Origin of the sequence: Pontixanthobacter luteolus (assembly GCF_947494915.1) — a bacterium.
Taxonomy (GTDB): domain Bacteria; phylum Pseudomonadota; class Alphaproteobacteria; order Sphingomonadales; family Sphingomonadaceae; genus Pontixanthobacter; species Pontixanthobacter luteolus.
This window is the reverse complement of sequence record NZ_CANLWR010000001.1, coordinates 449,119-469,310: the sequence shown is the minus strand read 5'-3', so window position 1 is coordinate 469,310 and position 20,192 is coordinate 449,119. Positions and strand designations below refer to the sequence as shown.

At 60.2% G+C, this 20,192-nt stretch carries 21 protein-coding genes and 1 tRNA gene; 8 read left to right on the top strand and 14 right to left on the bottom strand.

The genetic code is table 11. From position 1 onward, the window contains the following. Positions 1 to 39: 39 nt before the first annotated feature. Positions 40 to 1,314 (top strand): phospholipid carrier-dependent glycosyltransferase, encoded by a 1,275-nt coding sequence (locus PO778_RS02220; protein ID WP_271438461.1) that lies wholly within the window; start codon positions 40 to 42, stop codon positions 1,312 to 1,314. On the opposite strand, the gene PO778_RS02215 is transcribed toward PO778_RS02220, so the two are convergent. The 6 genes from PO778_RS02215 to PO778_RS02190 all read right to left on the bottom strand — a co-directional run bounded on the left by PO778_RS02215 (position 1,311) and on the right by PO778_RS02190 (position 5,810). Next, entirely contained in the window at positions 1,311 to 2,402 is a 1,092-nt protein-coding gene (locus tag PO778_RS02215) for a glycosyltransferase (RefSeq protein ID WP_271438460.1), read from the bottom strand. The genes PO778_RS02220 and PO778_RS02215 overlap by 4 nt on opposite strands. Further along, positions 2,399 to 3,457: a 3-isopropylmalate dehydrogenase gene (gene leuB / locus PO778_RS02210; RefSeq protein WP_271438459.1), complete on the bottom strand. Its 1,059-nt coding sequence runs from the start codon at positions 3,455 to 3,457 to the stop codon at positions 2,399 to 2,401. The genes PO778_RS02215 and leuB overlap by 4 nt, the downstream gene beginning before the upstream one ends. Continuing rightward, on the bottom strand, positions 3,454 to 4,068 hold the full coding sequence (gene recO / locus PO778_RS02205) for a DNA repair protein RecO (protein WP_271438458.1): 615 nt from the start codon (positions 4,066 to 4,068) through the stop codon (positions 3,454 to 3,456). Before recO ends, leuB begins: the two co-directional genes overlap by 4 nt. A gap of 57 nt (positions 4,069 to 4,125) precedes the next feature. Then, positions 4,126 to 4,374, bottom strand: a complete 249-nt coding sequence (locus PO778_RS02200) for an accessory factor UbiK family protein (protein WP_160729476.1) — start codon at positions 4,372 to 4,374, stop codon at positions 4,126 to 4,128. 37 nt (positions 4,375 to 4,411) lie between these two features. Continuing rightward, the gene (locus PO778_RS02195) at positions 4,412 to 4,963 is read right to left on the bottom strand and encodes a TspO/MBR family protein (protein WP_271438457.1); all 552 of its coding nucleotides are present in this window, start codon (positions 4,961 to 4,963) and stop codon (positions 4,412 to 4,414) included. 106 nt (positions 4,964 to 5,069) lie between these two features. After that, entirely contained in the window at positions 5,070 to 5,810 is a 741-nt protein-coding gene (locus tag PO778_RS02190) for a TlyA family RNA methyltransferase (RefSeq protein ID WP_271438456.1), read from the bottom strand. A 97-nt stretch (positions 5,811 to 5,907) separates the two neighbouring features. Between PO778_RS02190 and PO778_RS02185 the strand changes: the two genes are divergently transcribed. From PO778_RS02185 to PO778_RS02175, 3 genes are all read left to right on the top strand, one after another. Beyond that, positions 5,908 to 6,459: a hypothetical protein gene (locus PO778_RS02185; RefSeq protein ID WP_271438455.1), complete on the top strand. Its 552-nt coding sequence runs from the start codon at positions 5,908 to 5,910 to the stop codon at positions 6,457 to 6,459. A 422-nt stretch (positions 6,460 to 6,881) separates the two neighbouring features. Then, entirely contained in the window at positions 6,882 to 7,958 is a 1,077-nt protein-coding gene (locus PO778_RS02180; RefSeq protein ID WP_271438454.1) for a branched-chain amino acid aminotransferase, read from the top strand. Beyond that, the gene (locus PO778_RS02175; RefSeq protein WP_271438453.1) at positions 7,955 to 8,236 is read left to right on the top strand and encodes a hypothetical protein; all 282 of its coding nucleotides are present in this window, start codon (positions 7,955 to 7,957) and stop codon (positions 8,234 to 8,236) included. Before PO778_RS02180 ends, PO778_RS02175 begins: the two co-directional genes overlap by 4 nt. Before the next feature lie 2 nt (positions 8,237 to 8,238). Here PO778_RS02175 and PO778_RS02170 read toward each other — a convergent pair whose 3' ends face one another. Then, the gene (locus PO778_RS02170; protein WP_271438452.1) at positions 8,239 to 9,135 is read right to left on the bottom strand and encodes a LysR family transcriptional regulator; all 897 of its coding nucleotides are present in this window, start codon (positions 9,133 to 9,135) and stop codon (positions 8,239 to 8,241) included. A gap of 110 nt (positions 9,136 to 9,245) precedes the next feature. Here PO778_RS02170 and PO778_RS02165 point away from each other — a divergent pair, with 110 nt between their 5' ends. Both PO778_RS02165 and PO778_RS02160 read left to right on the top strand, forming a co-directional pair. Continuing rightward, entirely contained in the window at positions 9,246 to 9,941 is a 696-nt protein-coding gene (locus tag PO778_RS02165; protein WP_271438451.1) for a pirin family protein, read from the top strand. Between the two features lie 97 nt (positions 9,942 to 10,038). Next, positions 10,039 to 10,632, top strand: a complete 594-nt coding sequence (locus tag PO778_RS02160) for an FMN-dependent NADH-azoreductase (protein ID WP_271438450.1) — start codon at positions 10,039 to 10,041, stop codon at positions 10,630 to 10,632. A gap of 78 nt (positions 10,633 to 10,710) precedes the next feature. Here PO778_RS02160 and PO778_RS02155 read toward each other — a convergent pair whose 3' ends face one another. Beyond that, entirely contained in the window at positions 10,711 to 12,789 is a 2,079-nt protein-coding gene (locus PO778_RS02155) for an NAD(+) synthase (RefSeq protein ID WP_271439327.1), read from the bottom strand. A gap of 274 nt (positions 12,790 to 13,063) precedes the next feature. After that, positions 13,064 to 14,071 (bottom strand): DNA topoisomerase IB, encoded by a 1,008-nt coding sequence (locus PO778_RS02150; protein WP_271438449.1) that lies wholly within the window; start codon positions 14,069 to 14,071, stop codon positions 13,064 to 13,066. An 88-nt stretch (positions 14,072 to 14,159) separates the two neighbouring features. Between PO778_RS02150 and yghU the strand changes: the two genes are divergently transcribed. Together yghU and PO778_RS02140 are read left to right on the top strand one after the other, a co-directional pair. Beyond that, positions 14,160 to 15,014: a glutathione-dependent disulfide-bond oxidoreductase gene (gene yghU, locus PO778_RS02145; RefSeq protein ID WP_271438448.1), complete on the top strand. Its 855-nt coding sequence runs from the start codon at positions 14,160 to 14,162 to the stop codon at positions 15,012 to 15,014. Between the two features lie 100 nt (positions 15,015 to 15,114). Next, positions 15,115 to 15,189 (top strand) — tRNA-Gln (locus PO778_RS02140). A gap of 57 nt (positions 15,190 to 15,246) precedes the next feature. Here PO778_RS02140 and PO778_RS02135 read toward each other — a convergent pair. From PO778_RS02135 to egtB, 5 genes are all read right to left on the bottom strand, one after another. Next, a complete protein-coding gene (locus PO778_RS02135) occupies positions 15,247 to 16,149 on the bottom strand; it encodes a DUF1499 domain-containing protein (RefSeq protein WP_271438447.1) in 903 nt (300 codons plus the stop codon). 47 nt (positions 16,150 to 16,196) lie between these two features. Beyond that, positions 16,197 to 16,886 carry a retropepsin-like aspartic protease family protein gene (locus PO778_RS02130; RefSeq protein ID WP_271438446.1) on the bottom strand — a complete coding sequence of 230 codons (690 nt, stop codon included), beginning with the start codon at positions 16,884 to 16,886 and terminating at the stop codon, positions 16,197 to 16,199. Positions 16,887 to 16,971: 85 nt separating this feature from the next. Beyond that, entirely contained in the window at positions 16,972 to 17,928 is a 957-nt protein-coding gene (locus PO778_RS02125; protein ID WP_271438445.1) for an NAD(P)/FAD-dependent oxidoreductase, read from the bottom strand. Then, entirely contained in the window at positions 17,925 to 18,911 is a 987-nt protein-coding gene (gene egtD, locus PO778_RS02120) for an L-histidine N(alpha)-methyltransferase (protein WP_271438444.1), read from the bottom strand. The genes PO778_RS02125 and egtD overlap by 4 nt, the downstream gene beginning before the upstream one ends. Continuing rightward, positions 18,911 to 20,182 (bottom strand): ergothioneine biosynthesis protein EgtB, encoded by a 1,272-nt coding sequence (gene egtB / locus PO778_RS02115; RefSeq protein ID WP_438944372.1) that lies wholly within the window; start codon positions 20,180 to 20,182, stop codon positions 18,911 to 18,913. Before egtB ends, egtD begins: the two co-directional genes overlap by 1 nt. Positions 20,183 to 20,192 lie beyond the last annotated feature (10 nt).

The window sequence follows — 20,192 nt, the reverse complement described above, 5'->3', positions numbered from 1 at the left end:
AGTCTTGCGGCATTCTGTGGCGCGCACTAATCGAGTGCGATGAACCACCGACACGTTTCCGATTCCGATCCAGTCGGTTGGACAGCCCTGCTTTGCCTTGGCTTTTTTCTGCTCGGCCTCGTCAGATTGACCGTGCCAAGCATACCCTATTTTGACGAGGTTCACTACTTGCCCGCAGCTCGCGGATGGCTGGAATCGGGCGCCTGGCTGAACCGCGAACATCCACCGCTGGGCAAACAGATTATCGCTGTCAGTATTGCGGTCTTCGGCGACAACCCGACCGGCTGGCGCCTGCCCTCGCTGATATTCGGCACGCTCACGCTGTATTCGGCGATGCGGGCGCTGTGGTTCGCCAGCTTCTCGCGGTTTGCCTCGATCGCTTACGGCATTCTCTTTGCCACAGGATTTGCGCTCTTCGTCCATTCGCGGATCGCGATGCTTGATATATTCATGGTTGGCTTTTTCGCGTTTGCATTGTGGCAATGCGTTGCCGCGATGCGAGAGCCGGAGACTGGCCGAAAAAGGCTTGCGGCCGCTGGCGTTGCGCTGGGTCTTGCAATGGCGTCCAAATGGAATGTGGTGATCCTGGCGATGATCCCCGGACTTGCATTCCTGGCCCTCAGGGCAAGCGCGGGCCGCCGGCGTCTGCTGACAAGCCAGCGCGGGTTGCCGGTGCCGGGCATTTCCTTGCTCGAAGCTGCCGTATGGCTGGGCGCTGTGCCGCTAACAGTATACTCGGCAACGTATCTGCCAGCGTTTTTCGCGCCTGAGCAGCCGCTGGAGCCGGGCGGTTTCATCGCGCTTCACCGCACGATCCTGGAGATGCAAAGCTCAGTCGTCACCCCGCATCCCTACCAGTCGAACTGGATGGATTGGGTGCTGAACAAACGCGCGATCTGGTATCTATATGAAGCGGTCGACGGGGCACAGCGCGGTGTATTGCTGATCGGAAATCCGCTGACGATGCTGCTTGGCCTGCCCGCTCTGGCATGGAGCGTTTGGACCGGGCTGACCCGCCAGCGATGGGACGCGCTGGCAGTTGCGCTCATGTTCGCAGTCAGTCTTGGCATGTGGATCGTCGTCAACAAGCCGATCCAGTTTTACTATCACTATTTCTTGCCAAGCGCGTTCCTTCTGGCCGCGCTGGCCCTGGCGCTGGCAGAATTGAAGGAGAGAGGCTGGAAGTGGCCCGCCTTTGCAGTGCTTGGTGCGAGCGTAGCGGTGTTCGTGTATTTCCATCCCATTCTCAGCGCAGCGGAATTGCCGGGCAAGCAGAGCTTCACAGCATGGATGTGGCTGGAGGGCTGGCGTTAAAAGCGGCCCCATACGAAGCGGCTGGACAGCGCGTAATTCCACACCGCGCCGATCACGATTCCCGTCAACGCGGCCAGTACCCAGTGGAGCCCGCGCGATTCCAGCAACGTAGCTACCGCAACATTTGCGAATGCCCCAACCGCGCAGGTCAGGCAGAACCCGGCCCAGCCAGCCAGCACCGCCAATAACCCGCGCAGCCGCTGATCATGATAGGTCAGCCAGTTGTTGAGCCAGAAATTGAAGCTCATGGCCACTAGCACGGCCAGCGTTTGCGCCTTCCAGAATGTCGCGGTCATTCCGGGAAACAGGCTTGCAAGCACTGCCATATGCACAAGAACACCCAGCGCGCCGACAGTGCCGAACATGGCGAACCGGGTGGGAATGATTTTGCCGAAAAATCTCTCGTAAAGTCCGACAAGAAACTCAAACGCAACCGCCCGGTCGAGTTTGCTTTCGCCTGCCCTTCGCCGGCCGAACTCCAACGGGAATTCCTTCACCGACAGCGCACCGCGCGACGTGGCGAGAACATCGAGCAATATCTTGAACCCGATACCTGAAAGCGACGGTGCGGCTGCGCGGAAGCGGGCGCTTTCCATCAAGAAATACCCGCTCATCGGGTCGGTCAGTTCGGTGCCGGTGATCCGGCGCGCCATCCAGTTGGCAAGACCGGATGCCTTTTCCCGCCGGGCGCTGGAAAGGCCGGCCGTGCTGCCACCTTCAACATAGCGGGAAGCGATCGCGACATCGCTGTCACCGCCCGCCACACACGTCAGCATTCGCGGCAGCAGCGCAGGATCATGCTGATGATCGGCATCCATAATCGCCGCATAGGGGGCCGCAGTGGCGCAAATCCCCTCGATTGCGGCAGATGCGAGACCGCGGCGCCCGATTCGTTGGATGACACGGATGCGCGGGTCAGAACGGGCGAGCACGCGCGCCTCGTCAGCGGTTCCGTCTTCGCTGTTGTCATCGACGATAATCGCTTCCCAACCGGTATCGCCCATTGCGGCAGAAATACGATCGATCAGCGGAGCGAGATTCTCACGCTCGTTCAGGGTTGGCAGAATAATGGCCAGTTGCAGCGTCACAGCCGCTCCAGCACCGCATCCCCGATTGCCTCTGTGCCCAGATCGCCTCCCAGATCGCCGCCGCGCACGCCATCGGAAAGCGCCCGGGCCACGGCCGTCTCGACTTTGCATGCCTGATCCTCGTCTCCGAAGGAATGGCGCAGCATCATCGCCACCGACAGGATCGTCGCCATTGGATTGGCCTTCCCCAGCCCGGCAATATCGGGCGCGCTGCCGTGGATCGGCTCGTACAGTCCGAAGGTACCGTATTCGGTCTGCCGCTCGCCCAGAGAAGCGCTGGCGAGAAGCCCGATTGAGCCGACGCACATGCTTGCGAGGTCAGACAGGATATCGCCGAACAGATTGCCGGTAACGACGACATCGAATTGCCCCGGATTCTTCACCATCTGCATCGCGGCGTTGTCGACATACATGTGAGTGAGCTCGACGTCGGGGTAATCAGCAGCGACCTCGATCATCACGTCGCGCCACAGCTGGCTGGTTTCAAGTACGTTGGCCTTGTCGACACTGCACAGTTTCGATCCCCGCTTGCGCGCGGCGAGAAAACCGGAATGGGCGATCCGGCGAACCTCGCCTTCGCTGTAGGACATCATGTCCCACCCTTCGCGCTGGCCGTCGGCGGTTTCGCGCATACCCTTTTCGCCGAAATACACGTCGCCGTTCAGCTCGCGCACGATCAACAGATCGATTGCCCGCGCCAGTTCGGGGCGCAGGCCGGACAAGTCCTCCAGCCCTGCAAATACGGTTGCCGGGCGCAAATTGGCGAACAGCCCAAGTTCGGATCGCAGGCCCAGCACAGCCTGTTCCGGTCGAAGATGCCGCTCCAGATTGTCGCATGACGGATCGCCGACAGCGCCGAACAATATGGCATCGCTGGCCCTTGCCATATCCAGCGTTTCAGCAGGCAGCGGGCGGCCATGCCTGTGATAGGCCGCCGCGCCGACATCACCTTCCAGCAGCGTCAATCCGGGCAGCTTCAGAGCCTCAAGCACGCGCACAGCTTCGCGCGTTACTTCAGAGCCAATTCCATCACCCGGAAAAATCGCAATTTTCATGTGTCAGTGTGTCCCGCAATCCTGGCAAGGCGTGCCCTCAACAGGTTCCGCGCGGACATAACATCGCCGTATGTCCCGACAAGCAAGTGTTTCTCTATCGGCTTAAACAATCGGTCGAATGCGGCAAATGCATCATCGAAATCCGCGAATACCGGGGCAGCCCCGCCGCCATATCCCAGATCGCGCAGCAGCAGCGTTTCGTAAACGACCATCGCCCCCAGCCAGCCGCGCGCGGACGGAGCATTGCAAATTGCGTCGAGAAGCCCGGACATTGCCTCGTAAAGCGCCGGATAGGGGTTTCGCTCGGGCAGGACCGTGGCGGTTAGCGCTGCGGCATAATTGATTGCCGCAGCGGGTAACGGTTCGGTGAGCCAGGGGCCGCGGCTCTGGAGTAATTCCAGTCTCGCGAACGGTAACTGGCTGTCGGATTTCGACCGCAGTTCGACCTCCACCAGATTGCCGGGGATGACCACGGGGCGCAGCTGCCGCCCGCGTCCACCGGCAATATACCCGGCGACCATCCCGTAATGCTCTGTCAGGAAGCGCCCGATCACCGCCGTTTCGCCGTGCGGGCGAGCAGACAAGAAAATGGCAGAGGCGCGCAGGTTCATTGCGCTGGTTTGTCGGAGGTCGGCCGCGCCTGCAAGAGGCCGCGGACCTTGCGCAAATTACTTGGCCAGTTTCGCTTCGAGAGCCGCCAGCCGTTCAGCCAGTTTCTCGTTTTCTTCGCGGGCCTTGGCAGCCATGTCTTTCACCGCGTCGAATTCCTCGCGGCTGACGAAATCCATTCCGCCCATTGCTTCTTTCAAACGTTCACGCGCACTTTCGCGGGCCTCACGGGTCATACCCGCAAAGGTGCCCGCCGCGCTGTTGGCGAGTTTGACGAAATCGGCGATCATCGGATTCTGGCTTTGCATGGGCGCTATTTGGCGCTTTCGTGCCCGGCTTACAAGTCTAGATCTCTATTCGCTGGACCGCGCGATTTGGGTCCTGCCCATCCGCGTCGGGGTTCAGTCGCAGGAACTCGTAATTGAGCAGCGTGGCGAAGCACACCCATGCAAGGTACGGTATCAGCAATAGTGCCGCGAGCCGCCGGACACGCCAGAACAGCACCATGACCACCAGCAACGTCACGACCACTGCAGCCAGCACATACAGCGCGATGCTGAGCTGATGGGCACCAAAGAAAACCGGCGTCCACGAAAGGTTGAGTGCGAAATGTACTGCAAACACGATCAGGGCGGCGGTTCGCCCGCGCGCGCCCCAGGCCGAACAGATCAGGGCGAGCGAAATGCCGATCATCACATACAGGATGGTCCACACGATCCCGAACCATTTGGGTTCAGGGAATATGTCCGGTTTGATCAGGCCCTGAAACCAGAGCGAATTCGGGCTTCCGCCGAACTGGCCTGAAAGAAACCCCAGCAAGACTATGGCCGGGACAGTGAACAATGCCCAGCGCAAGAAGCTGGCCCTCAACTGGCCCTTGGAAGCGAGTACGGTCATCAAGTTTCCCAAATCGATTCGGTTTTGCCGGATAGTGGCGATGCATGGCCCATGCCGCAATGCCCCGCTTTGCGCTGTACCGCAGCGGGATAGCGATGCGGGATTGTCAGGATGACCGGCGCGCCGAAATCAGGAATTCTACATTCCCTTCCGGCCCGGTGATCGGGCTGCGTGTGATGCCGTCAATCTGCCAGCCTTCACCTGCCAGCCAGTCGCGAACTTCGTCGCAGACCCGCTGATGCAATTTATCGTCGCGCACGACGCCGCCCTTGCCAACCTCTTCCCGGCCGACTTCAAACTGCGGCTTGATCAGCGCGACTAGCTGGCACGCGGCATCGGCCAGCTTGAGCGGCACCTCCAGAACCTTGCGCAGCGATATGAACGATGCGTCGCAAACCACCCAGCTATAGCTGCGCCCCACCATTTCCGGCGTCAGGATCCGCGCGCTGGTCTGCTCAAGCACGGTCACCCGATCATCCTGCCGCAGCTTCCACGCGAGTTGATTGGTCCCGCTGTCCACCGCGATAACGTGATCCGCGCCGTTTTGCAGCAGCACATCGGTGAAGCCCCCGGTCGAGCTGCCCACATCCATCGCCGTGACGCCAGCCGGATCGAGACCGAATTCTTCCAGCGCATGGGCAAGCTTGATGCCGCCGCGGCTGACCCAGGGATGATCGCGCCCGCGAACGTCGAGCGGCGCATCTTCCGGCAATTGCTGACCAGGCTTGGCCAGCTTGGTCTCACCTGAGAAAACCAGTCCGGCCATCACCAGCGCCTGCGCACGGGTGCGGCTTTCGACCAGGCCCCGGTCGACAAGCATTTGATCGAGACGGCGTTTTTTCGGCATGACCTCTGTCAGTTCTATGGACCCAAATGCCGTTAGCGCGCATTGTAGGGATAAGAAACCGTATCAACCGACAAAACCGAGATTGTCTGGAGAAGCTGTGAAGTATCTGCGTGCCCTTGCCGCCCTGCCCCTGTTTACTGCCGCATGCTGTGTACCTGTGCCGGAACCTGAGCCGTCACCTATACCGGCCGCGACACAGGCACCCGTGCCAGCCCGCGCCGCGCCGCAGCCAATCGCGCAGCCAACTTACGACAATTGGCTTGATGCTCCGCAGACAGAGGGTGACTGGACCTATGGTCAGGACCCGGATGAGACCATGGCGGTATTCGCCCAAAGCGGAACAGAAAACACCGCGCCGTTCATCATTCGGTGCGACGTTATGCAGCGCACAATATCGCTCGCTCGGCGGGGTACAAATGCCGCTAGCACGCCGATGCGAATCCGTACGGAAACCGCGCAACGATTGCTGATTGCCCAGCCGGTCCCGGGGCAGAGGGCGCTGGTTGCCGCGACGGTTCCTGCAAACGACCGATTGCTGGATGCGATTGCGCTCAGCCGCGGCCGCTTCGCTGTCGAAACAGGCGGGCTTGAAACGCTTTACCTGCCTGCCTGGCCGGAAATTACGCGGGTGGTGGAGGATTGCCGCTGACACCCGTCGGCGGAGCGCATTATTCTGACGTGGAAAAAGAATAATACAAGCCTTGTGTTCGCGGCTGAAAAGACTCAGATTACACCCAAGATCAGCGGCGAACGCGGTCTTGGACCCCCGGTGAAACGCGGGTTCTGGCTTTCAAGCGCGAAAGGAGGTGATCCGATGTCTCATGGTTCAGCAAGGGGGTCGGTAAAGTTCCACGCGAGGCATTATCGGTAAGCATTCCTAACCGATAAAGGTACTCGTGGGCGGCACTTCCGGCCGCTGACCATGTTAAGGGCGGCACCTCCTACGGGCGAGGGCCGCCCTTCTCATTTCCGGCATTCTCTTTGCGCCCTCACCGTTCGCAAAACGCAATCTTCTTCTGGTTCAATCACAGAGCGCTTGCCCTGCCGGACCTGCGCGATTAACCGGACGGAATGGACTTCAAGACGCTTCCCCACCCCTCGCCGACACCTGCTGCTCAGCGCGATGCAGCCTTGGCCGATCCCGGCTTCGGTACGCTGTTCTCCGACCATATGGTCACGATCGACTATGTGGAGGGTAAAGGGTGGCACAACGCCGTGGTCGGCCCGCGCCAGAACATCAGCCTCGATCCGGCTGCATCGGTGCTGCATTACGCGCAGGAAATCTTCGAAGGGATGAAAGCCTACAAGCACGCCGATGGCAGTGCCGCGCTGTTCCGCCCTGAAGAAAACGCGCGCCGTTTCAATGCCAGCGCAGACCGGATGGCCATGCCGCACGTGCCCGAAGACCTGTTTATCGAGGCGGTCCGCCAGCTGGTCGCAATCGACAAGGACTGGTTCCCGAGCGTGGAAGGCGGATCGCTGTATCTGCGCCCGTTCATGTTCGCATCCGAAGCGTTTCTGGGTGTGCGCCCGGCCAAGGAATACAAGTTCATCGTGATCGCCTCCCCCGCGGGCAATTACTTCAAATCGGGTGTGCCGGCGGTCAAGATCTGGGTCGCACAGGATTATGTCCGCGCCGCGCCAGGCGGGACAGGCGCTGCCAAGACGGGCGGCAATTACGCCGCCAGTCTGGTGCCGCAAGCAGAGGCTATCGCGCAAGGGTGCGATCAGGTCGTGTTTCTCGATGCGGTCGAACGCAAATGGATCGAGGAACTGGGCGGAATGAACCTGTTCTTCGTGATGGAAGATGGCAGCGTGATCACCCCGCCGCTGACCGGCACGATCCTGCCCGGCATCACCCGCAACAGCCTGATCCAGCTGCTGCGCGAAGAGGGGCTAACCGTTCGCGAGGAACCTTACAGCATTGACCAGTGGCGCGATGACGCGAAGAGCGGCAAACTGTTGGAGACGATGGCCTGCGGCACAGCCGCCGTGGTGACACCGGTTGGCACTGTGGCTGGCCGTGACGGAGAGTTCACCATCGGCAGCGGAGGCCCCGGCCAGATCACCAGCAAGATCCGTGAAAAGCTGGTCGGCATCCAGCGCGGTACGGTGGACGACTCCCACGGCTGGGTGATGAAGCTTTGATCGAAGCTGCGGCGGCGCTGTTATTGCTGGCTTCACTGCCAGCAGCAGAGGTCGTCGATGACGACCGTATCAAGGTGACAGCTCATCTTGGCGAAAACGCCAGCATACGAAAACAGATAAAAGCGCATTTGATGCTGCGCAAGCTCGCAAAAAGGGCCTGCAAGGGTAAAGGTAAGCCCGTTTCCGAGGGCACGCTTCACCTCGAAACAATGCCGGTCGATGGTTATCCGGATTCGCAACTTGTCGTCAGCGAATATTATCGCTGCATTGCGGACTGACTTCAGAAAGCCCCCAGCCTCTCCCGCATCGCGTCGATCAGCCAGCTTGTCGCCGGGCCGGGCCGTGCGTCACGGCGCCACATCGCGCTGAGCGGATAGAAACCGCCCGGCCGCTCCGGCAAATCCAGTTCGACCAGCGCGCCGCTGGAAAGATCGTCCAGAACAGCATGGCGCGGCATGTTGCCCCAACCGATTCCTTCCTTAAGAAGCGAATGTTTCGCGCCCAGATCGGCCAGCCGCCAACTTTCCGGACTGAGAACGGAAAATTCACGTCCCTCGGTCAGCGGCGAACGGTCAGTCAGCACCAATTGCAGATGTCTGCGGCTTTCGCCCGGAGCAATTTCGGGATCTGTGAGGGGATGGCCCGGTGCCGCCACGGGCACCAGTTCCACCTGTCCGATAGCCTGCCGTTCCAATTCATCGTGATCGCCGATTACCGGTCCGGCAATCGCAAGCTTCGCATCGCCTGACAGAACGCAGGCGGCAACAGCGCCCAGAGCCTCCACATGCAGGCGCAGGAACACGGTCGGGAACATCGTGCGGAATTCACGCAAGACCGCAGCGGTCACTTCGCCGGGCACCATGACGTCCACCACCAGCGAGACATCGCTTTCCAGGCCAGAATGCAGGCTGCGCGTTTTTGCCAGCAAGGCGTCAACTTCGTCCGCGACATTGCGCGCTTCGACCAGCAAACCCTTGCCTGCATCGGTCAGCACCGGTTTGCGCGACCCTTCCCGTTCGAACAGTGTAACGCCCAGCTGCGCCTCGATCTGCGCAATGGCGTAACTGACCGCCGAAACCGCCTTGCCCGTTTGCCGGGCCGCGCCGCCAAAACTGCCTTGTTCGGCCACCGCAAGGAACACGCGGAGCTGATCGATAGTTGGCTCACCAAGTTTCACAATCACACCCTGTTCTGATTATTCGAACATTTCGGTACTTTTTATCTCACTTATCCGCACCGCTCGCAATCGCTATCTGTCCAGTAACGGAAAACAACGGGAGACTTCCCATGATCGAATTACGGCCATTCAACACACTGGGCGCGGCCAATCACGGCTGGCTCGACGCGCATCACCATTTCTCGTTCGCCAGCTATCACGATCCTGAGCGGGTCCACTGGGGCGCGCTGCGTGTCTGGAATGACGACAAGATCCAGGCCGGAACCGGATTCCCTGCCCACCCGCATAACGACATGGAAATCATCACCTATGTCCGAACCGGCGCGATCACCCATACCGACAGCATGGGCAATGAAGGCCGGACCGAAGCTGGCGATGTTCAGGTGATGAGCGCCGGCAGCGGAGTCCGCCATTCAGAATTCAACCGCGAGGATGAAGACACGACGCTGTTCCAGATCTGGATCATCCCCGACGAACGCGGCGGCGAACCCTATTGGGGCGCTGCGCAGTTTCCAAAGGGCGATCGAAGCGGGAAATTCGTGGCGCTGGCATCAGGGCATGCGAATGACGATGCCTTGCCGATCCGCGCAAACGCCAGAGTTCTGGGCGCCACTGTCAAAGCCGGCGAAAGCGTAACATACAACGCCTCTGCCGACCGCCACCTTTATCTGGTTCCGGCAATCGGAAAGATCCGGATCGAAGACGTGGAGGCCAACGCAAGGGACGGCGTCGCAATCACCCGGAAAGACAGCATCACGATCACCGCACTCGAAGATAGCGAGCTGGTGCTGGTCGACGCCGCCTGATCGCGCCGCTTAGCCGGTTCCCCTCAAACACCCCCAGGCCCCGTTCCGCACCCTCCCCCTCAGATCGGGGCGGGGCCAACCCACACGGAGTAATTTCATGTCCAATATCCTGCACATCACCGCCAGCATTCGCGGCGACGAATCCGTATCTCGCGGCCTGAGCACCAAGCTGGCAGAGCGGCTTGCCAGCGCCAGCGGCGCCGCCGTGGTCACGCGTGATTTGAGCGCAAACGACATCCCCTATGTCGATGCAGACCGTTTCGCTGCCAACCTTGCCCCCCATGCAGAGCGCACTGGCAGCCAGCATGAACTCGCCGCCATCGCCGATACGCTGATCGACGAACTGAAGGCTGCGGACACAGTCGTTTTTGGCGTTCCGATCTACAATTTCAGCGCCCCGGCCACGGTCAAGGCATGGGCCGATCTGGTCGCCCGTGCAGGCACGACGTTCCAGTATACGCCGGAAGGCCCCAAGGGGCTGCTTGAAGGCAAGAAAGCCTATCTTGCGATCGCATCGGGCGGCACCCCGGTCGGCAGCGAAATGGACTTCATGACCCCGTGGCTGCGGTTTTTCCTCGGCTTCCTGGGTATTCACGATGTGGAGATCGTCGCTGCCGATGCGATCATGGGCGAAGGCGGCGAAGAAAAGATCGCCGAAGCGCACCAGCGTGTAGATACGATGGCAGTATAAGGCCGGACCTGGACCAATTTGCAAATGCCCCGGCCAATCAGCAAATGTCCCGGCCAATCGCTGGGCGGCGTGGCGGAGTTAGCTCTCCGGCACGCCGCGGCGCATTTCCGCCAGCCATACATCGGCAACTGCGTCGCTGGGTGCGCGCCAGTCGCCGCGGGGTGACAAGGCCCCGCCCGAACTGACTTTCGGCCCGTTTGGCAGCGCGCTGCGCTTGAACTGGCTGAACTGGAAGAAACGCCAGAGGAATTTTTCCAGCCAGAAACGGATCGCCGCCAGATCGTATTCGTTCTTCTTCGCTTCGGGGAAGTCGCAGGGCCATTGCCCCTGCTGCGCATCCTTCCACGCGTGATAGGCAAGGAAGGCGACCTTGCTCGGCTTCTGCCCCCAGCGGATGATGTGGTGCAGGAAGAAATCGTTGAGCTCGTATGGGCCGATCTTCTCCTCCGTGCTCTGCATTCCGCCTTGTTCGTCAGCGGGGACAAGTTCCGGCGAAATCTCGGTATCGAGGATTGCCTGCAACACGTCATCGGTTGCGGGGTCAAACTGGCTGGTCTGGATCGACCAGCGGATCAGATACTGGATCAGCGTCTTGGGAACCCCGGCATTGACGCCGTAATGGCTCATCTGATCGCCAACGCCGTAAGTGCACCAGCCCAGAGCCAGTTCCGACAGGTCCCCGGTCCCCAGCACGAACCCGTTATGGTGGCCCGACAGACGGAACAGGTAATCGGTGCGAAGGCCCGCCTGCACATTCTCGAACGTCACATCATAAACCGGTTCGCCATCGGCGAAAGGATGGCCGATATCTTCCAGCATCCTGGTCGCGGCAGGGACGATATCGATTTCCTCCGCCGTGATGCCCATCGCTTCCATCAGCTTCCACGCGTTGGATTTCGTATGGTCCGAAGTTCCGAAGCCGGGCATCGTGTATCCACGGATCATCGAACGGTCGAGGCCGAGCCGGTCGCATGTCTTCGCAGCCACGATCAGCGCATGGGTGCTGTCCAGACCGCCGGATATTCCGATCACGATCGACTTCGCCTTGGTCGCGGTCATCCGCCGCATCAACCCATCGACCTGGATGTTGAAGGCTTCATAGCAATCCTCATCCAGCTTGTGTGCGCGACCGGGCACGAAGGGAAAACGGCGAATAGGCCGTTGCAATCCGATATCAGCGCCGACCGATGCACATTCGAACGTCACCGTCCTGAACCAGTTTTCCGGGCAATCCTGCGCCTCTGCGGCATCGTTGAATGTCTGATTGCGCATTCTTTCGGCCAGGATGCGGTCGCAATCGACATCGGCGATACAAAGCTGCGAATCCAGGCTGAAACGCTCGCTATCCGCCAGCAAGTCCCCCAATTCATAGATCATGCCCTGACCATCCCACGCAAGATCGGTCGTGCTTTCGCCGTGTCCGCTGGCGGAATAGGCATAGGCGGCAATCGCCCGGCTCGATTGCGCGCGGGCAAGCATATGGCGTTCGTCCGACTTGCCTATCGTGACGTTGGATGCTGACAGGTTCGCCAAAATCGTCGCCCCCGCCAGCGCTCCCAATGTCGAGGGCGGGTTCGGGCTCCAGTAATCCTCGCAGATTTCAACGAACAGGCGGAATCCTGGCAGGTTCGAGGCGCTGAAAATAAGGTCGGTCCCGAATGGCACGCTGACCCCCGCGACAGTGATTTCCTGCCCCTGAACACTGCGCCCATGGGCAAACCAGCGTTTCTCGTAATACTCACGGTAATTCGGCAGGAAGCTCTTGGGGATTACGCCCAACGGCTGGCCGCTGCATACAACCAGCGCGCAATTGTAGATCTTGCCCCCGCGCCGCAGCGGGGCACCGATCAGCAGAACTGGCGAAAGCGAGGTCGATTCTGTCACGATCCGGTCCACGGCTTGCTCAACCGCATCCAGCAGCGCGCCTTGCAGATGAAGATCGTCAATCGCGTAGCTGGAGACGCACAGCTCGGGATAGACCACCAGATCCACAGACGCCTCGTGCGCGCGCCTCGCCTCGGTCAAGATCGCTTCCGTATTGAAAGCCACATCCGCCGTCCGCACTTGCGGCGTACTGGTCGCGATGCGCACGAAACCGTGCGAATGCGCATTGAAAAACGGATGGGCATCGCTTTTGCCGGGCGAAGAAGTGTTCATCGATGAAGGACTTTCGGTTTTTCGGGACGGCGCGGCTGCAGTGAGCCAATCGGATGGCTGGCAAATTCCCAGTTCGGCAAGCCGCATCTGGACCGCCGGACGGGCAATCTTGCCCTTGGTTTCCCAGCCATACACAGTGCGGCTGGGCCACGGTTTGGGATCGCCAAAATGCTGGCCGAATTCCTCGGCGTTGAGGGGCGGCGACTGGGCCTCCCTCCATTGACGGATTTTCTGACCTGCCAAATGCATGACGGCAAGGTATCCCTAAAGGATACTACGCTGCAAGTGATTCCTCGCAAGACGGCGCTTCTTCTAAAAACGCGATCAGACCCCGCTCTTCGCGGGACTGGTATTTGGTTTTGCGCGGCAGCTCCAGACGGCTGCGCCATTCTTCCTGACACTCGATCACATCGATAACGGCAGGATGGATATAACTGCTGCGCGTAACGGCGGGTGTATTGCCCAGTTTGTCTGCGACGGTTTCAATCACCGTCTTGATCGTCAGTTTCTCTTTCGCACAAGCGAGCACCTCGAACGCCATCACGCTCGCATGCCACGTCCTGAAGCTCTTCGCTGTGAAGTCTTCGCCCATCGCATCACGCAGATAGGCATTTACATCTGACGAGCCGACCGGATGGCGCTGGCCATCATCGTCCACGAACTGAAACAGGTCCTGACCCGGCAGGTCCTGCAATTCCTCGATCGCCTGTCTGAACTCATCATCCTCGACCACGATTTCGCGTTCCTGACCGGACTTGCCCCGGTATTCCAGGTGCACAGTGCTGCCGTCAATTTCGGCGTGTTTCTGCCTTAGTGTTGTCGCACCATAACTCTTGTTTTGTTTCGTATACCGGTCATTCCCGATCCTCACGAAGCCCAGATCGAGCAGCCTGACGACACTGGCAATGGCCCGCTGTTTGGTCATCCCGGCCGATGTCAGATCTTCGGCCACTTTCTTCCGCGCCAGAGGCAGGAGTTTCCCGAAGGCGATACAGCCATCGAACTTCTCGCTTTCTTTCCGGGCGCGAAAATCAGGGTGGTAACGGTATTGCTTGCGGCCCTTGTCGTCATAACCCGTCGCGAGAATATGCCCGTTATGGGCTGGGCAGAACCACGCATCGACATAGGCCGGCGGCAGCGCAATCGCGTTGAGGCGGGTTTTCTCCGCACGGTCGCGGATCAATCCGCCCTTGGAATCATAATATGCCCAGCCGCGGCCGGCGCCCTTGCGCGTGATACCCGGCAGGCTATCGTCGACATAGATGAGCTTCTCGGCTGACATGGAAAGATAACCCGCCGCCTTGCTTGCGGTTCCGTAACCCGGCCACCAATTCGAACGAACAGCACGCTGGACAAGCAGGAGAATTCCAATGGCAGACCCAACCTACACCCCGCCCGAAGTCTGGACCTATGACAGTGAGAGCGGCGGCCGGTTCGCCAACATAAATCGGCCAACCGCAGGCGCCCAGCGGCAGGAAGATCTGCCCAAAGGCGATCATCCCCACCAGCTTTATTCACTGGCCACGCCCAACGGTGTGAAGGCCAACATCATTTTCGAAGAACTGCTGGAAGCCGGCCATTCGGACGCCGAATACGATGCCTGGATCATCAATATTGGCGAGGGCCAACAATTCACCAGCGGGTTTGTCGATATCAATCCCAATTCAAAGATCCCGGCAATGGTCGACCACTCCGGCCCCGCCCCGATCCGGGTTTTCGAGAGCGGTGCCATCCTGATGCATATGGCTGAAAAGTTCGGAAAATTTTTACCGACGGACGCGGCGGCGCGTGCGGAAACGCTCAGTTGGCTTTTCTGGCAGGTCGGCAGCGCACCATTCATCGGCGGCGGGTTCGGCCATTTCTACGCCTACGCGCCGGAAAAATACGAATATCCGATCAACCGCTATTCCATGGAAACCAAGCGCCTGTTCGATGTCGCCAATAACCGCCTGAAGGAAAACCGGTATCTGGCGGGCGACGAATATACCATCGCCGATATGGCCGCAGCCCCATGGCTGGCGCCCTTCACGACTGGCGAGATTTACAACGAGGCGAAAACCTTCCTGTCGATCCACGAATACGAAGCGGTCGGGCGCTGGGCCGATGAGGTCATGAACCGCCCCGCGGTCAAGCGAGCAAAAATGGTCAACCGCAGTTGGGGCGATGAAAACACGCGTGTTCCCAACCGCCACTCTGCCAGCGATTTCGCGGGTAAAGCGGCCTGAAGTCAGGAAAGGTGGCAATTGTTTGAGATTGCCCCCTTCCCTTACAGATTTGTCGCGCTATACGGGGCGCGCCCAACGCAGGATCACCTGCTAGGGCTGCTGGGGTGTGGCCAAGTGGTAAGGCACCGGTTTTTGGTATCGGCATTCGCAGGTTCGATCCCTGCCACCCCAGCCATTTCTTCCTGAATCACAATCGCTGCCGCCAACGGCCCTCGCAGGCTTTGGCTGAGGATTATTCTGCTGCGGCGCCTTCGGCCTCGGCCTCTTCCGCAACATCGTCTTCAGCGGATTCGCCATCCATTTCGATGGTAATCTCGCTGGTCGATGGATAATCCTTGGAAAGACGATCCTTCACCGCGCTGCTCAAATCCGCGATCCGCTGGGCATTTACACCTAGATCGCTGGTGCCAAGCCGCGAGACGGAGCGGAAATCGATCAGCACCCCGTCCGCACGTTCGCGGACACGGGCGACGACATCATCCTGGAAACCGTACCAGAAAAGTTCATCGGTCCCTTCAACGGTGCCCGTTTCCTGATCCACTTTTACGCCGTCAAATCCGCGCATCTTCATGGCTGCTTCGATTGCGACCAGAGCGTCTTCGGCGGACTGGGGCACTCTCAGCGTTTCCAGATCCGGATAACCATTTGCGATCACCTGGGCTGCGGTAGTGCCCGACAGATCCTCGTTCTCGGCCCATTTGTCGTACTCGCCAAGTGGGCGGCTGTAGTCGAGCACTTCGTTGGCATCAGCCTCCGCCCGCGCGGCCATCATTTCTGCAGAGAAAACGGGCGCGTCGGACGTGTCGGTCGTCACGTCATAGATGAACGGAACCGAACCCGCCTGCGTGCGAAGCTGGTTGAAACCGGCCAGCACCGCCAGCGGTATGGCGATGGCGATCAGTGATGCCAGCCAACCTTTGCGCGGTTTGACAACCAGCGACACGATCAGTGCCACGACACCCAGCCCGGCAATCGCCAACGCGGCCATCGGGCCGATGCCTGCGGTCATCGTCGCAAAGCCAAACATCTTGCTCCAGAGCCCGAATTTCGCACCAAGCGATGCGACAAGGAACCAGACAGGCAACAGAAGCGCGAGGATCAGCGCAAGGCGGGGAAGGAAGCTGAGTTTTTTCATGCGAGGGTGATGCACCAGCCCGCTCATTGCTGCAAGCGCGGTAACTTTTAAGGTGCTGCGGTTTTCAGAACCGGCTGCGGATTGTTCGGGGTCAGGATCATCGTGCCGTCTTCAACCCGCCAGCCTTTCAGCCGCGACAGGAGGTTCATACCGATCACGCTGGTGTCGCCAAGATTGGGGGCGATAACGGCATCCAGCCCGCGCGCAGCGACATTGCCGAAACGCAGTTCATCCATGGTCGCAATCTGCGCTGATATCGTTCCGTTTGCGGTGTTCAGCGTTATCGGAATTCCGCCCCGGCGCGGCTCCAGCCCCACGCGGTCCGCAACCTTTGAAGACACTGCGGTCAGCGTCGCACCGGTGTCGATCATGAAATTGACCGGCTCCCCGTTCACTTCCGCCTTGAGCCAGTAATGGCCATCTGCGGCGAGCGGTATCCGTGTTTCGCCGCCTTCCACGACCTGCTGAGGCAAGCCCATATCGGGCAGCGCCATTTCGAGCCGCGGATCGAAGCGGGATAGCTGCAGGACTATCGTCACCAATATGACTGTGAGCACGAGAGTGCTGGCTGTCCGTATCAGGCGCCCAGTGGGAACGCGCTGGCGAATCATGATAGATCCGATCCACCCGCCAGCAAGCGCGGCAATTGTCGCAACCAATATGCCCGATCGCGGAACCGACCGGATTACGGCGGCCGCCGAATTCCATATCTCTGCCAGTGCGCCCGGGTTATCCATCAGGGCGATATAGGCACCGGAATGCTACTGGTCCATGAACGGCGGCCAATCCGGCCAGGTTGCCAGTCTGCTGTGGTGGGTCCGGTCACAGCGAAGCGATGACCATTTCAGCCAATGCACGCCCTGAACGCCATGCACCCTCTACCTTCGGCTTGACCAGCCAGTCACCTGCCGCACCGATCCGGGCATCCGCATCCCATAACGCGAGCGGCCCGTCGCCGGCTGGTCGCTGCGCTTTGGCATAGCGCCAACGATGCGCGGTCAAAAACTCGGCTGGTTGCGGCTCGATACCCTGCTGCTCGAAGAATTCTTGCAGCAATTGTTTTGCCGCGTGATCGGCATCGAGCTCCAGGATGGCGCGCGAATGGTCCGGTGATGCATGCAAGACCCAGCATTCGCCCGTGCCGCGCCCGGGTTTGGCGCTGTTGCGCGCCGCCCAGGAGACTTTCCCTTGCCTGTCTGCGATTGCATCCTGCTCTATCGGTAGCGGCTGCGCAAAAGACACCATCACCGCCCAGCATGGCTCCGACACGGACGCAGCGGCCTGCGCTGAAAATTGCGGCGCTGCACCGACAAGAATATCGGCCGCTTGTTCGGCTGGCAGCGCAATCAGACAATGGCTGAACGTCTCGGTCCGATCTTCGAATTCTACCTGCCATGCGTTTTGCTGGGCGGTCAGCGATGTGATCCGCGTCGACCAGTCGACATCTAGCTCGCTGGCCATGAATTTAAGCGGCGCGTTCATTCCCGGCACACCGACATAGGCGTTGCTGCCCGCTGCTGGCCAAGGTGCGACAACTCCCAGGGCCAGCCATTTGCCGATGGTGGCCGTGAATGCGGGATCGCTATCGGTGAAATACTGCGCGCCGTGGTCGAAGCGCAGTTGTTCACCATCATTACCTGCGCGGCGCGTTGCCATACGCCCGCCGGGGCCCCTGCCCTTGTCGAACAGATGTGGCTGCAAACCATGGCTGGCGAGCGCGGTTCCGCAAGCCAGGCCAGCCATTCCCGCCCCGATAATTGCAATTTTCGGTTCGGTCATGGCGCGCTGCGCGGGATGCTGGCCTCTGCAAGGATCAGCGAAAAGCGTTCCTTGCTGTCGAGCCACCTCGATACCGGCGTCCAGCCGCCAGCGAGCAACAATGTGTTGGCACTGCGCTTGCCGAACTTATGGCTGTTCTCGGTGTGTATCGTTTCGCCGCGTCTCAGAGTGAATTTGCGCCCGGCCACTTCGAATTCCATGTCGCGCTGCGCCACCAGGTGCATTTCGATACGCGCAAAATCATCGTTCCACCGCGCCTCATGCTTCAGACTGGCAACATCCAGATTGCCGTCCAATTCGCGGTTGATCCTGCGCGCAAGGTTCAGATTAAATTCTGCGGTCACTCCGGCGGCGTCATCATAGGCCGCTTTCAGCACTTGCCGGTCCTTTATCAGGTCGAAACCGATCAAAAGCTGTGATCCTTCACCCAGCGTGTCACGCATGGTCCGAAGCAGATCGACCGCAGTACGAGGGACCATGTTGCCGATGGTCGATCCGGGGAAGAAGCCCATCTTGGGCATGTCTGCGACCTCCTCCGGCAATTCGACCCGCCGCATGAAATCAGCCTCGACCGGGAACACCGGCAGGCCAGGAAACTTTGCAGACAGATCCGCCGCTGCCGCACGCAGGAAATCGCCCGCTATATCGAGCGGGACATAGGCGGCGGGCGAAATGCTCTCCAGGAGCAGGGGCGTCTTGACCGAACTGCCCGAACCGAATTCGACAACCGCCCGGCCGCTCCCGATCGCCTCGGCAAAATCCTGCCCGCGATCGCGGAGAATCTCGGTCTCGGCGCGGGTCGGATAATATTCCGGCACCTTGGTGATATCTTCGAACAGCTGCGAGCCTGCATCGTCATACAGCCAGCGCGCAGGGACGGCTTTCTGCGGCTGCGACAGTCCTTCCAGCACGTCGCTGCGGAAAGCCTTGTCGATGCCGGTTTCGTCCAGATCGACGAGCGCAAGACCCTTGGTAGAAGTCATCAATTGTCCTTTGCGAGCCGCAAGCCGGTGAATTGCCAACGTTGGTGCGGGTAAAAGAAATTGCGGTATGATGCCCGCGAATGGCCCCGCGCCGTGGCGCAGCTGGCCCCGCGCAGGACAAACTGCCCGCTCATGAATTTGCCGTTATATTCGCCGATTGCACCTTCTGCCGGGCGAAAGCGGGGATATGGCAGATAGGCGCTGCGGGTGAATTGCCAGCAATCGCCGAACAGGCCCGGCCTCCCCTCTGGTATCAGATGGTTCAGGCAGCCGAGTTGGTTACCGCCCGCCGAATCATGCGCCGGTGCGCTGTCGGCATGTTGCCCGCGTGCGACCGCTTCCCATTCGAATTCGGTCGGCAAACGCGCATCTGCCCAAGTGGCGAAGGCATCGGCCTCGTAATACGAGATATGGGTGACGGGAGCGTCCGAATCACGGCCTTGCCAGCCGTAGTGGGTAAAATGCTGATCGCCGTGCCAGTAAAGCGGTGCAGAGATCGCATTTTCCTGAACCCAGCCCCAACCGTCGGATAGCCACAAGGAAGCAGTCCGGTAGCCGCCATCATCGATGAATTGCTGCCACTGCCCGTTGGTGACCAGCCGCCGCGAAAGGGCAAACGGTTCCAGCAAAACCCTGTGGCGCGGACCTTCATTGTCATAGGCGAAGCCGCTTGAAGGGCCGTCATCGGGGTGCCCGATCAGAGCGATCCCGCCAGGGTGCGCATCCCAGCCGTCCTGCGGATTCGCTGCGGGCATTGCCCCCGCATGGTCCAGCATCGCGGGGCCAAGCGGGTTCTGAAACAGCGCGTGTTTGATGTCGGTCAGCAGCAATTCCTGATGCTGTTGTTCATGTGCGATACCGAGCGCGATCAGATCGGCAAAACGCGGGTCATCCAGCATCGGTTCGATTGCATCGTCCACCTGCGCACGCCAGCCCAGTATCTGCGGGACCGTGGGGCGCGACAGCATACCGCGTGAGAACCGCGCGATACGTTCACCCTCCGCCTCGTAATAGGAATTGAAAACGAACGGCCAGCGCTCGTTATACAGCGTGTAACCCGGCATGTGGTCACGCAGCAGGAACGTCTCGAAAAACCAGTTGGTATGGCCAAGGTGCCATTTCGCCGGCGATGCATCTTCCATCGACTGCAGGGTGGCATCGGCCTCTGACAAAGGCTCAAGCAATGCCTGTGTCAGCGCGCGAGTCGCACGATATTGTTCACCAATCGTATCGCCTGCCGCGTTCGGCAGTGCGGTCTCGGGCTGCGGCACAGGGCCCTCC